This is a genomic window from Qipengyuania thermophila, assembly GCF_004153605.1.
Lineage (GTDB): Bacteria > Pseudomonadota > Alphaproteobacteria > Sphingomonadales > Sphingomonadaceae > Qipengyuania_B > Qipengyuania_B thermophila.
The window spans coordinates 61511-75321 of record NZ_SDSI01000003.1 but is presented as its reverse complement, the minus strand read 5'-3'; the positions used below and the strand labels follow the sequence as shown (position 1 = coordinate 75321).

Below are 13811 nucleotides of genomic sequence, written 5' to 3'. Positions count from 1 at the left end.
ACCCCGCCCGGCGAAGGTCGCGCCGCTTGGCGGGCAGGTTCCTGCGCGAGCAGCGAAGTGCGCCGCAGGCAGCTTCTTTGCTGCTGTGGAACCAACCCCGTGCCACGCCGTTGATCCAACGTTTTCTGAAGGATCACCAATGAAACCTGAGGCTTGGAAGGCGGGTTCGGGCCCGCTTGGAGATGCTGCGCCAATTCTTCTCTGCCTCAGCCATCTGCGCTGGAATTTCGTCACCCAGCGGCCTCAGCACCTCATGGAACGCTTCGCGCGTGACCACACCGTCCTGTTCTGGGAAGAACCGATCTTCCTTTCGGAACCGGGCGCCGCTCCGCGGCTGGAACGGGCGCGGTGCGAGCGGACGGGGGTGCAGGTGCTCACGCCCTACCTGCCGCAGGAGCTGGACGCCGCCGGACAGAACGAGGCTCTGGCCCGTCTGCTGGCAGAGGGGCTTCAGGGGCGCACCCCTGCCGTGCTGTGGTACTACACCCCCATGATGCTGCCGTTCACCCGCGGACTGGACGCGTCGTGCGTGGTCTATGACTGCATGGACGAGCTGTCGGCCTTTGCCGGGGCGCCTGAAGGCATGCTGACGCTGGAGGACGAGCTGTTCCAGCGGGCCGACCTGGTCTTCACCGGCGGCGCCAGCCTGTACGATGCAAAGCGGTCGCGGCACCCTTCGGTCCACTGCTTCCCCTCGAGCATCGACCGCCGGCACTTTGCCGTGGCGCGCCAGCCCGGCCCGGTGCCGGCGGAGGTGGCCGATCTGCCTGCACCCCGTCTGGGCTATTGCGGCGTCATCGACGAGCGCCTCGACCTTCAGCTGCTCGACGAGCTGGCGCGCGCGCGCCCGCAATGGTCGATCGTCATGGTCGGTCCGGTGGTCAAGATCGATCCGGCCACCCTTCCCCAGCGGCCGAACCTCCATTACCTCGGCGGGCGGCCCTATGACGAGCTGCCGGCCATCATGCGCGGCTGGGACGTCGCGCTGATGCCGTTCGCGCTCAACGAGGCGACGCGCTTCATCAGTCCGACCAAGACGCCCGAATACCTTGCCGCGGGGCTTCCGGTCGTGTCGACCGCAATCACCGACGTGCTGCGACAGTACGGCCAGACGCAGGCGGTACGAATCGCGGCCGACCCGGCAGATTTCGTCACCCGGTGCGACGAGGCGCTCGCCTTGTCGCGCAGCCTCGGTGACGACTGGCTCGCCGAAGCGGATGCGCTGCTGTCGCAGAACAGCTGGGACGCCACGCAAAGCGCCATGGCGGCGCTGATCGCCAAGGCGCAGTCCTCCGGCAAGGCGGCGGTGTCCGCGGTGTCGTCCATGCCGATGATCCGCCCGTCGCGGCACTACGACGTGGTCGTGGTGGGCGCCGGGTTCGCCGGGTCGGTGATGGCGGAACGGCTCGCCGCCGACGCGGGCCAGCGGGTGCTCGTGCTCGACCGCCGGCCGCACATCGCGGGCAATGCCTACGATCACCATGACGAGGCCGGCATCCTCATCCACCAGTACGGGCCCCACATCTTCCACACCAACGCGCCCGACATCTTCGCCTATCTGTCGCGCTTCACCCGCTGGCGGCCGTACGAGCACCGCGTGCTCGCCGAGGTCGAGGGACAGTTGCTGCCCATTCCCATCAACCGGACCACGCTGAACAGGCTCTACGGACTGGAGCTTGCCAGCGACGTCGAAGCGGCGGAGTTCCTGGCCAGCAGGGCCGAGCCGGTGCCGGTGATCCGCACCTCGCGCGATGTCGTCGTCTCCGCCGTCGGCGAACACCTCTACCGCCTCTTCTTCGAGGGCTACACCCGCAAGCAGTGGGGCATCGACCCGTCGGATCTCGACAAGGCGGTGACCGCGCGAGTGCCGACGCGGACGAACACCGACGACCGCTATTTCACCGACCGGTTCCAGTTCATGCCGCTCGAGGGCTACACGCGGATGTTCGCGCGCATGCTCGATCATCCCAACATCACCCTTGAACTTGGGGTCGACTGGGACGAGGCGCGGCCAGGGCTGACCTATGATCACCTGGTGTTCACCGGGCCGATCGACGAGTTTTTCGGTCACCGTTTCGGCAAGCTGCCGTACCGTTCGCTGCGCTTCGAGCACCGCACGCTGGACCGGGAATGGCTGCAGCCGGTGGCGGTGATCAACTACCCGCACCCCGACGTGCCCTACACCCGCGTGACGGAGTACAAGCACCTGACCGGGCAGGAAGCCGACCGCACCAGCGTGACCTACGAATATCCGAGCGCCGATGGCGATCCCTACTATCCGATTCCGCGGGACGAGAACCAGGCGCTGTACAAGCGCTACGCGGCGCTGGCGGCGGAGCAGGAGGCGACCAGTTTCGTCGGCCGGCTGGCGACCTACCGCTACTACAACATGGATCAGGTGGTGGGGCAGGCGCTCGCCACCTATCGGCGGCTGATGGAGCGGCGCGGCGGCACCGCGGCGGCAGAGCCTGCGCGGGCCAGCGCCACGGCTGCATGAAGCCGCTCGACGCCGGGCCGGGCGCGCGCGGCGCGCTCCGGCCGGCGGCGCAGGCACCGGGCGGCATGCCGTGGGTCACCACCCGTCCGGGGCTGCCCTACTTCGTCACCGAGGACGGCGCCGCCTGGACGCCGATCGGGGCCAACGACGCCGTGTCCTGGCCGGAACTTGCGCCGCTGTTCCGCCGCCGTGATCCCGAAGCGGTCGAGCGGCATCTCCGCTGGCTTGCGGCGCACGGGGTGACCTGCATCCGGCTGATGCTCGAATACGCGCAAGGGGATCACCGCTACCTCGAGCGGCGGGTCGGCACCTTCGCGCCCAACATGGTCCGCTTCTGGGACGACCTGTTCCCGATGCTGGAGCGCACGGGCATCCGCGTCCTGCTGACCCCGTTCGACACCTTCTTCATGTCGAACCGCTGGCGCCACCACCCCTACAATGCGCGCAATGGCGGTCCGTGCCGGACACGGCGGCAGTGGCTGACCTGTCCGCAGATGCGCGCCGCGGTGAAACGCCGGCTGGCCTTCGCCACGGACCGCTGGGGCGGGAGCGGGGCGCTGTTCGCCTGGGACCTGTGGAACGAGATCCACACCTCGAAGGGCGAGGATGACCCGGCCGCCCTTGCCCCGTTCATCAGCGACCTGGGCACCTTCCTGCGCGAACGCGAGCTGCGCCTGTACGGACGCGCGCACCCGCAGACCGTCTCGATTTTCGGACCGCACCTCATCGACGAGCCGGCGACGGTGGACCCGATCTTCCGCCACCCGCTGCTCGATTTCGCCTCGACCCACCTCTACGAGGCCGGGACGATCGACGATCCGCGCGACACGGTCGCCCCCGCGCTTGCCACCGCCCGGCTGATGCAGGCCGCCGTCGAGGAGGCGAGCGACGGACGCCCGGTGCATGACAGCGAGCATGGCCCGATCCACAGCTTCAAGGACCGGCACGTCACCTTGCCCGAACCCTTCGACGACGAGATGTTCCGCCACATGCAATGGGCGCATCTGGCGAGCGGCGGGGCCGGCGGCGGCATGCGCTGGCCCAACCGCCATCCGCACGTGCTCACGCCCGGCATGCGCCGCACGCAGCGCAGCCTCGCCGCCTTTCTCCCGCTGATCGACTGGACGTGCTTCCGGCGAAGGAACCTTGCCGCCCGGCTGCATTGCGACGCCGCCGACACGGCCGCCATCGGATGCGGCGACGCCGCGCAGGCGGTGGTCTGGCTGCTGCGCACGAGCGGCGTCGGCCCGGATGGACGGCTTGCGCGGCGCGAGCCCCGCCCCGTGTCCGTCACCGTGCCCGGTCTGGCGGAGGGACGCTACCGGGTGACGTGCTTCGACACGGAAGAAGGGGTTGCCGGACCGGTGCAGGAGGTGACGACATCGGCAGGGTTGCTGCGGATCTGCGTTCCGCTCGACCGCGATCTGGCGCTGGCGATCCGGGCTTCGGCGCGGTCGTCCTGACGCCGGCGGCAGAGGCGGCGGGTGCGCTGCGCCTCGGCAACGCACCCGCTTGCGCGGACAACCGTTCCCTGGCGGCCGGTTCAGTAGCGCAGCGTGGCGGTGACGAACACCTGCCGCGGATTGCCGTAGAACGCCGTCAGCGTGCCTTCCCGGCCCAGCGAGGGGATCGGCAGCCCGTTCGGCCCGGTCGCGATGGCGCCCGTCACCGGATCGGCCACGACGAAGGTGTAGCCGCTCGTCTTGTATTCCTTGTCGAGCAGGTTGCGCCCGTGCAGTCCCAGCGACCAGCGCCGGTTGGGACCGGTGTAGACGAGGTTCGCGTCGAGCAGCGCGAAGCCTTCCTGGTCGAGGAACGGGTTGGGAATCTCGAACTGGTAGGTGCGGCTGCGATAGGCGAGCGTGGTGGTGAAGTTGAGTTCGCCGTCACCCACCGGCGTCAGGTAGCCGAGCGTCGCGCTGCCGGTGAAGCGCGGGGTGTTCTGGACCTCGCGGAACTCGGCCACGTCCACCGGGCCACGCCCCGGAATGTTGGTGACGTACTCGTCGTACTGCGCGTCGATGTAGCCGGCCGACAGGGCAAGCGTCAGCCGGTCGCCGGGGGTGGCGAGATCGCGGCCCAGCCGCGCCGTCCCTTCGAATTCCAGACCCTTGAACGTCGCCGCGCCGGCGTTGGTGACGATGCCGCAGAAGGACTGGATCGGCTGGCCGTTGACGAAGGTGGTGCAGCCCACCGAGCCGGGGATCTGCACGTCGGTGTAATCGGCGTAGAACCCGGCGAGGGCGACATACACCGCCCCGTCGAGCCAGTTCCCCTTGTAGCCGATCTCGTAGCTGTCGACGCTCTCGGGCAGGAAGCTGAGGAACGCGGCCACCTCGTCGTTGGTGGGGCGTCCGGGAATGGCGGCCGGGGCGTTGATGCCCACACCGCGCGGGTCGAAGCCGCCGCCCTTGAACCCCTGCGCGTAGCTGGCGTAGAAATTGTGATCCCGCGTAGGCCGGAAACTGACCGACACGCGCGGCGTGAACTTGTTGAAGTCGCGGCTGCCGGTGAAGTCGGTCGACGGCGCCCCGAACGCCACCCCCGCGCCGCCGAACACCGGCGAGCCGCCGCCCAGATAGTTCTGGCGCAGGATGTCGGCCGTGCGCCGGTCCCAGGTGTAGCGCCCCCCAACCGACACGCTGAGCTGGTCGGTGATGTCCAGCGTGACATCGCCGAACACCGCGTAGGTCTGCGTGTCGACATTGGCCTCGGTGAAGGCCGTCAGGCCGTTGAGGGTGGTGAACAGCCGCACGTCGAACTGGGTGTCGGCCTGCGCGTCGAGGTAGTAGAACCCGAGCAGCGCGTTCAGAGGACCGCTTTCGTAGATCAGCTGCAGCTCCTGGCTGAGCTGCTCGTTGCGGTAGAAGGCGGGCACGTCGAGATCGACCGCCGGCAAGGCGTCGAAGTCGATCGGCGAGGCGGAGTCGTCCTTGCGCCATGCGCTGATCGAGCGGAAGGTCAGCGTGTCCGACAGGTCCACGGTGACATTCATGGCCAGCCCGTAGGCTTCGACCTCCTGCCGCGGGTCGATGAGCCCGCCGCGCGTGTCGAACACGTTGTCGAGCACCGGGGCGCGGGACACGAGACTCGGGATCAGGCGGGTGCCGCCACGGGCGCTGCTGTTGTCCTTGGTGTAGTCGCCGGTGATGCGGACCAGCACCGGCTGGCCATGCCCGCCCAGCTCGAAGCTGAGGCGCCCGCCCAACACGTCCTTGTCGTAATTGTCTTCGCCGGTGGTGAGATTGCGGCCGAAGCCGCCGCGGGTGAGCCGCGCGACGGCGCCGCCGACCCGCACCAGATCGCCCAGCGGCACCGAGGCGCTGAGCACGCCGTCGAGCTGGTTGTAGGTGCCATAGGTCAGGCGCGCGCTGAACGAGGGATCCTGCGGCAGAAGGCGAGTGACATACTTCACCGCCCCGCCGATCGTGTTGCGGCCATACAGGGTGCCCTGCGGTCCGCGCAGCACCTCGATCCGCTCGACATCGTAGATGTCCAGCACCGCGGCCTGCGGCCGGTTGAGATACACGTCGTCGAGATAGATGCCCACGCCCTGTTCGAAACCGGACACCGGATCCTGCTGCCCCACGCCGCGGATGAAGGCGGTCAGCGTCGAATTGGTGCCGCGGCTCGCCTCCAGCGTGGTGTTGGGCGTCGTCTGGGCCAGATCGGTGATGTCGAGCGCGCCTGCCTGCTGGAGCGCCTCGCCGCTGTAGGCGGTGACCGCGATCGGCACCTCCACCAGCGTCTCCTCGCGCCGCCGGGCCGTCACCACGATGACGTTGGCGTCGGACGCCTGCTGTTCCGTTCCGGCCGGCTCGGGCTGGGTCTGCGCCATGGCCGGCGCGCAGATACCGGCCAGCGCCACCCCTGCCATGGCGGCCCGCATAACCCCGTGGCCGACTCGCTGTGCCGCTCGCGTCATTGTCAATCCTCCCTGCATCCTCTTGCCCGCACACTACTGAAACCTGAATCCCCTTTCAACTTCTTGTTGGAGCGGGCGGGGGCTTGGGTTAGCGTGGCGCTCATGGACGGGGCGGCGGCAGAGGTCATCAAGGGGCGGCAGCCGCGCACGCGGCGGGGCGCACGCACCCGGGCACGGCTGCTCGACGCCGCGGCGGCGGAGTTCGGCGAGAAGGGGTTTCACGACGCCTCGATCAGCGGGATCACCTCGCGCGCCGGAACCGCGCTGGGGACGTTCTACACCTACTTCGGATCGAAGGAGGAGCTGTTCCGCACACTGGTCCAGGATCTGAGCGAACGGGTGAAGGAACGCGCCGGCGCCGCGCTCCGGCCGGAGATGGACGCCTTCGCGACCGAGCGGGCGGCGCTGGAAAGCTTCCTGATGTTCGCGCGTGAACACAAGGTCATCTACCGCATCATCGACGAGGCCGAGTTCGTCGACCCGGACAGCTACCGGACGCATTACGAACGCACGGCGCGGCGCATTCTCGACCGGCTTCAGCAGGGGGCGGCGGCGGGAGCGGTGCGGGCGGATGTCGAGGATGTGCACGCCTGGGCGGTGATGGGCATGAACGTGTTCCTCGGCCTGCGCTTTGCCATCTGGTCGGACGACCGGCCGCTTGACGAGGTGGCCTGGACAGCCAGCCGCCTGCTGCGGGACGGACTGCGACGCCGCTGACAGGCGGCATGGGCAACCGAGTGGACGCGTGCTTTGCCATCGCCTTTGGAAGGCGGCTGTGGCAAAGCCCCCCCATGACCGAACACCATGAATCCAGCCCCGGCCGTCTTGCTCTCCTTGCTCAGGCGGGACAGGGCGTGTGGCTTGACTTCGTCGAGCGCGGCTTTCTCGAACGCGGCGAACTGCGCCAGCTGGTCGCGCAGGACGCCGTGACCGGCGTCACCTCCAACCCGTCGCTGTTCGAGAAGGCGATGGGTCAGGGACACGCCTACGATGCCGCCATGCGCGACGCGCTTCGCCGGACCGACCTTTCCCCGGCCGAGCTTTACGAGGCCATGGCGGTCGAGGACATCCGGCGCGCCGCCGACGACCTGATGCCAGTTTACGAACGGCTCGACGGGCGGGACGGATATGTCAGCCTCGAGGTGTCGCCGCATCTCGCCGGTGACGAGGACGGCACCGTGGACGAGGCGCGGCGCCTGTGGGCGGCGGTCGACCGCCCCAACCTCATGGTCAAGGTGCCCGGCACGCCGGCCGGCGTCGCGGCGCTGCGCCGGCTGACGGCAGAGGCGATCAACGTCAACGTGACGCTGCTGTTCGCCGTCGACGCCTACAAGGCGGCCGCCGACGCCTATCTGTGCGGGCTGGAGGACCGGATCGCTGCCGGACAGCCGATCGACCGCATCGCCGGCGTGGCGAGCTTCTTCCTCAGCCGCATCGACACGCTCGTCGACGACGCGATCGACGCCCTCCCGCCCGAACGGGCGGCCGCATGGCGCGACCTCAAGGGCAAGGTCGCGATCGCCAATGCCAAGCGCGCCCATGCGCATTACCGCGAGCTGGTCGGGACCGACCGCTGGCGCGCGCTGGCCGGACGCGGCGCACGGCCGCAGCGCCTGCTCTGGGCCTCGACCGGAACCAAGAACCCGGCCTATTCGGACGTCCTGTATGTGGAGGAGCTGATCGGCCCCGATACGGTCAACACCATGCCGCCGGCAACGCTCGCCGCCTTCCGCGACCACGGCGCGGTGCGCGCCAGCCTGAACGAGGGCGCAGCCGAGGCCGAAGCCGTGCTGGCCCGCCTTGCCGAAGCGGGCTTCGACCTCGATGCCATGACCGCGCAACTCGCCGCCGACGGCGTGGCGCAGTTCGTCACCTCGTTCGACAATCTGCTCGAGGCGGTTGCGCGCAAGCGCGAGGAGATCCGCGCCCAGCTCGCCGCCACCGGCTGACGCGGCGCAGCGCCGCGCCCGCCCTATTGCGCGAACAGCAGCAGGCTGTGTCCGCCGCCTGACAGCAGCAGGCCATTCTCCGGCGTGCGCCGCGCGGTCTGCGCCGCATCCAGAGCGCGGCGAACGCCGGCGAGCGCGGGCGGCGGCGCAAGGGCGCAGACGGGCACCGACGGCGGGGCCGCAGCGGCCCGGGACGCCTGCGCCGGCGGCATCGACACGGCAAGACGCTCGCCCGCAAGCGTGTAGCGCCGCACCAGCCCGGCGCAGCGCGGCTCCCACCAGATTTCCTTGTCGTCAGCGCTCAGCGCGAGACCGTAGGGCTCGTCGAACGGCGCGCCGTCGACGCCCGCCACCCGCCATTCGCCCGCAAGGCTCGTCACGCCGCCCCCGGGTGCGGCGGACGGCGCCGGCAGGGTGGCTGCCGCAGCCGGTGCCGCCACGCCGATGGCCCTGAGCACGGCGGCCATGAGGAGCATCGCGCCGAGCCAGTGGACCGCGTCGATTGCGAAACGCCGCCACCCCAGCCGGCGCAGACCGTGAGTCACCGCCACCACCGGCAGCACGAACCCGGCCCAGATGATGCCCGCACTGCCGAGCGCGACCGTCCAGCGCCCCGCCTCCACCGGCGCGAGGATCAGCGCGCCCGCAAGGATGGCCGCCATCCACGCCTCGGCAAGCAGGGCGAGGACGAGCGTCGCGGACGAGAAGGCCCGCCCCTCCCGTGCCGCGCCCCCATGCGGAGCGGATCGCCGATCAAGCCAGCCATACCAGGCCGCGCCGAACAGCACCGCCGCCAGCGCGGCCGCGAGAATGGGGACGGCGTTGTCGACGATGTAAAGCATGGACGCATTCTCCCGCACCCGGCGCGCGTATTCACGCTAGTGAGTGCCGCAAGCCCGAGCAACACGACGGCGCGGCGCACCCCTTCGCGGCACTTGCCGTGCGCACGAAAAAGGCCCCGCCGGTGCGTGCCGGCAGGGCCTTTTCATCGTGCTCAGCAGCCGGGGCTACTCGGCGTCGTTGCCGGCCGCAGCCTCTGCCGCGCCGTCGGCCGGCTCCGGTGTCAGCAGGTAGTCGCCCGCATCCTCGTCACGGCCGAACCCTTCGGGCTCCATGATCGCCAGCGGATCATCGCCAATGGCCGCTTCCGGTCCCTGCGCCAGCTCGGCCGCGTGCTCCTCCTCGGCCGAATTGGGCGCGACGAGCGCCGCCTGGGATGCCCGCCACGACGCCCTCAGCGCGGCGTCGCGTCCGGATGCCGTCACCCGCAGGCGGTTCATGCCCGCGCCCGTGCCCGCCGGAATGAGCCGGCCGACGATGACGTTCTCCTTCAGCCCCATCAGCGTGTCCTTCTTCCCTTCGACGGCCGCCTGCGTCAGCACGCGCGTCGTCTCCTGGAAGGAGGCGGCGGAGATGAAGGACCGGGTCTGGAGCGACGCCTTGGTGATGCCGAGCAGCACCGGCTGTCCCTTGGCCGGCTCCTTGCCCTTGGCGAGCCGGGCGTTGACCGCGTTCATCTCCTCGAGGTCGACCTGCTCGCCGGGCAGCAGCGTCGTGTCGCCGCCGTCGGTGATCTCCACCTTCTGCAGCATCTGCCGGACGATGACCTCGATGTGCTTGTCGTTGATCTTCACGCCCTGGAGCCGGTACACTTCCTGGATCTCGTCCACGAGGTATTCGGCCAGCGCTTCGACGCCCATGACTTCGAGGATGTCGTGCGGATCGGGCGAGCCGGAGATGAGCGTGTCGCCCTTCTTGACGAAGTCGCCCTCCTGCACGTCGATCACCTTGGTCTTGGGTACCAGATACTCGACCGGCGCGCCTTCCTCGGGGATGATCGCGATCTTGCGCTTGGCCTTGTACTCGCGGACGAACTCGATCCGCCCGCCGACCTTGGCGATCACGGCCGCGTCCTTGGGCCGGCGCGCCTCGAACAGCTCCGCCACGCGCGGCAGACCGCCGGTGATGTCGCGGGTCTTGGCCGCCTCGCGCGAGGCGCGCGCGAGGATGTCGCCGGCCTCCACCTGCTGACCGTCGTCGACCGACAGCGTCGTGCCGGGAGCCAGCATGTAGCGGGCCGCCTCGGTCGCGTCGCCGCTCTCGCCGAGCAGGGTCAGCCGGGGCCGCAGGTCGTCCTTCTTGGCCCGGCTGCCGCGGTTTTCCGTGACCACGCGCTGCGCGATGCCGGTCGCCTCGTCGACTCGCTCTTCCAGCGTCTTGCCGTCGACGAGATCCTGGTACTTCACCGTGCCGGAGGTTTCGGTGATGATCGGCAGAGTGAACGGATCCCATTCGGCCAGCCGGTCGCCCTGCTTCACCGCCGCGCCGTTCTCGTGCATCAGCACCGTGCCGTAGGGCACGCGGTGGATTTCGCGTTCACGCCCTTCGGCGTCCACCACGGCGATCTGGCCGCTGCGGGCCAGCGACAGGATGCGGCCGCGCTTGTCCTTGATCGTCTGGATGTCGTGATACACGACCTTGCCGTCGGAGATCGCTTCAAGGTGGCTGGTCTCGTTGAGCTGCGCCGCGCCGCCGATGTGGAAGGTCCGCATCGTGAGCTGCGTGCCCGGCTCGCCGATCGACTGGGCGGCGATGACCCCCACCGCCTCGCCGATGTTGACCGGCGTTCCGCGGGCAAGGTCGCGGCCGTAGCAGGTCGCGCACACGCCCTGCTTGGCCTCGCACACCAGCGGCGAGCGGATCTTGGCCACCTGCACCTCGGCCGCCTCGATCGCCGCGATCGCCTGCTCGTCGAGCAGCGTGCCGGCCGGAGCGATCACCTCGCCCGTGGCCGCGTTCACGATGTCCTCGGCCGTGGTGCGGCCCAGGATGCGTTCTCCCAGAGAGGCGATCGTCGAGCCGCCCTGGATGATGGCCCGCATCTCCAGCGCCTGTTCGGTGCCGCAGTCGGTCTCCACAATCACGCAGTCCTGCGACACGTCGACGAGACGGCGGGTGAGGTAGCCCGAATTCGCCGTCTTGAGCGCCGTGTCGGCAAGGCCCTTGCGCGCGCCATGGGTCGAGTTGAAGTACTCGAGGACCGACAGCCCTTCCTTGAAGTTCGAGATGATCGGCGTCTCGATGATCTCGCCCGACGGCTTGGCCATCAGGCCGCGCATGCCGGCGAGCTGCTTCATCTGCGCCGGCGAGCCGCGCGCACCCGAATGGCTCATCATGTAGATCGAGTTGATCGGCGCCTCGCGTCCGTTCTCGTCGACCGGCCGGGCGCGGATCTCGTCCATCATCGCGTCGGCGACCTGATCGCCGCAGCGGCTCCAGGCGTCGATCACCTTGTTGTACTTTTCCTGCTGGGTGATGAGGCCGTCCTGATACTGCTGCTCGTAATCGGCGACCAGCGCCTTCGTCTCCTCGACAAGGCGGTCCTTGGCGTCGGGGATGATCATGTCATCCTTGCCGAACGAGATGCCGGCCTTGAAGGCGTGGCGGAAGCCCAGGCCCATGATCGCGTCGGCGAACAGCACCGTGTCCTTCTGCCCGGTGTGCCGGTAGACCTGGTCGATGACGTCGCCGATCTCCTTCTTGGTGAGCAGGCGGTTGACGATGTCGAACGGCACCTTGTGGCTGCGCGGCAGGCATTCGCCGATCAGCATCCGGCCCGGCGTGGTCACGAACCGCTTCATGACGATCGTGCCCTGCTCGTCGGCCTGCGGCACGCGGGCGATGATCCGGGTGTGCAGCGTCACCGCCTTCTTTTCAAGCGCCTGATGCACCTCGGCCATGTCGGAGAACATCGGCAGACGCTCGGTGCGGGTGCCGTCCTCGCCTTCGACGAATTCGGGCGTGCGCTCCTGCCGCTCCATGGACAGGTAGTAGAGGCCCAGCACCATGTCCTGCGAAGGCACGATGATCGGCTTGCCGTTGGCAGGGCTGAGGATGTTGTTGGTGGACATCATCAGCACGCGCGCCTCAAGCTGCGCCTCGAGGGACAGCGGCACGTGCACGGCCATCTGGTCGCCGTCGAAGTCGGCGTTGAAGGCGGCGCAGACCAGCGGGTGAAGCTGGATCGCCTTGCCCTCGATCAGCACGGGTTCGAACGCCTGGATGCCGAGGCGGTGCAGCGTGGGCGCGCGGTTCAGGAGCACGGGGTGTTCGCGGATTACCTCGTCGAGGATGTCCCAGACCTCGCGCTTCTCCTTCTCGACCCATTTCTTCGCCTGCTTGAGGGTCATGGACAGACCCTTCGCGTCGAGGCGGGCGTAGATGAACGGCTTGAACAGCTCGAGCGCCATCTTCTTGGGCAGCCCGCACTGGTGCAGCTTCAGTTCCGGCCCGGTCACGATCACCGAGCGGCCGGAATAGTCGACGCGCTTGCCGAGCAGGTTCTGGCGGAAGCGGCCCTGCTTGCCCTTCAGCATGTCGGACAGCGACTTCAGCGGCCGCTTGTTCGCGCCGGTGATGACCCGGCCGCGGCGGCCGTTGTCGAACAGCGCGTCCACCGATTCCTGCAGCATGCGCTTCTCGTTGCGCACGATGATGTCGGGCGCGCGCAGCTCGATGAGGCGCTTCAGACGGTTGTTGCGGTTGATGACCCGGCGGTACAGGTCGTTGAGGTCCGAGGTCGCGAACCGGCCGCCGTCCAGCGGCACCAGCGGGCGCAGCTCGGGCGGAATGACCGGCACCACGTCGAGGATCATCCATTCGGGGCGGTTGCCCGATTCGATGAAGCTTTCGACGACCTTCAGCCGCTTGATGATCTTGGCCGGCTTCAGCTTGGACTTGGTGGTCTCCAGCTCGTCGAGCAGCGCCTGCCGTTCGGCCTCGAGGTCAAGGTCCATCAGCATGGTCTTGACCGCTTCGGCGCCGATGGCGGCGCTGAACGCGTCCTCGCCGTACTCGTCCTGCGCATCGAGGAGTTCGTCCTCGGTCAGGAGCTGGTACTTCTCCAGCGGCGTCAGGCCCGGCTCGGTGACGATGTAGGCCTCGAAGTAGAGCACCCGCTCGAGCTGCTTGAGCTGCATGTCGAGCAGCAGGCCGATGCGGCTCGGCAGCGACTTCAGGAACCAGATGTGGGCGACCGGCGCGGCCAGTTCGATGTGGCCCATGCGCTCGCGGCGGACCTTGGTGACGGTCACCTCGACGCCGCATTTCTCGCAGACGACGCCCTTGTACTTCATGCGCTTGTACTTGCCGCACAGGCACTCGTAGTCCTTCACCGGGCCGAAGATGCGCGCGCAGAACAGCCCGTCCCGCTCCGGCTTGAAGGTGCGGTAGTTGATCGTCTCGGGCTTCTTGATCTCGCCGAACGACCACGAACGGATGCGCTCGGGGCTGGCGATGCCGATCTGGATCTCGTCAAAGGTCTCGGGCTTCGCGAGCTGGTTCGTGAAACGGGTCAGTTCGTTCATCTTGTCTCATCCTCATCCCCCTCCCGCCGGGGGAGGGGTTCGGGGTGGGTCTGAGCGGGTGAGCCGGCGGCCCA

General features: G+C 68.7%; 7 protein-coding genes. 4 read left to right on the top strand and 3 right to left on the bottom strand.

The annotated features are described in order from the left end of the window. Positions 1–139 precede the first annotated feature (139 nt). Both glf and ETO60_RS08740 read left to right on the top strand, forming a co-directional pair. Positions 140–2497 (top strand): UDP-galactopyranose mutase, encoded by a 2358-nt coding sequence (gene glf / locus ETO60_RS08745; RefSeq protein ID WP_234026407.1) that lies wholly within the window; start codon positions 140–142, stop codon positions 2495–2497. Next, positions 2494–3960, top strand: a complete 1467-nt coding sequence (locus tag ETO60_RS08740) for a hypothetical protein (protein ID WP_199798862.1) — start codon at positions 2494–2496, stop codon at positions 3958–3960. The genes glf and ETO60_RS08740 overlap by 4 nt, the downstream gene beginning before the upstream one ends. 80 nt (positions 3961–4040) lie before the next feature. Here the strand turns inward: ETO60_RS08740 and ETO60_RS08735 are convergent, their stop codons facing one another. Continuing rightward, the gene (locus ETO60_RS08735) at positions 4041–6374 is read right to left on the bottom strand and encodes a TonB-dependent receptor (RefSeq protein WP_390612731.1); all 2334 of its coding nucleotides are present in this window, start codon (positions 6372–6374) and stop codon (positions 4041–4043) included. A gap of 150 nt (positions 6375–6524) precedes the next feature. On the opposite strand from ETO60_RS08735, the gene ETO60_RS08730 reads away from it, so the two are divergent. Then, positions 6525–7139, top strand: a complete 615-nt coding sequence (locus tag ETO60_RS08730; RefSeq protein WP_130004890.1) for a TetR/AcrR family transcriptional regulator — start codon at positions 6525–6527, stop codon at positions 7137–7139. A 74-nt stretch (positions 7140–7213) separates the two neighbouring features. Next, the gene (tal, locus tag ETO60_RS08725) at positions 7214–8371 is read left to right on the top strand and encodes a transaldolase (protein WP_130004817.1); all 1158 of its coding nucleotides are present in this window, start codon (positions 7214–7216) and stop codon (positions 8369–8371) included. Between the two features lie 23 nt (positions 8372–8394). On the opposite strand, the gene ETO60_RS11300 is transcribed toward tal, so the two are convergent. Both ETO60_RS11300 and rpoC read right to left on the bottom strand, forming a co-directional pair. Beyond that, positions 8395–9213 (bottom strand): DUF1761 domain-containing protein, encoded by an 819-nt coding sequence (locus ETO60_RS11300; protein ID WP_199798861.1) that lies wholly within the window; start codon positions 9211–9213, stop codon positions 8395–8397. A 165-nt stretch (positions 9214–9378) separates the two neighbouring features. Then, positions 9379–13737: a DNA-directed RNA polymerase subunit beta' gene (gene rpoC, locus ETO60_RS08715; protein ID WP_130004815.1), complete on the bottom strand. Its 4359-nt coding sequence runs from the start codon at positions 13735–13737 to the stop codon at positions 9379–9381. Positions 13738–13811: the final 74 nt, after the last annotated feature.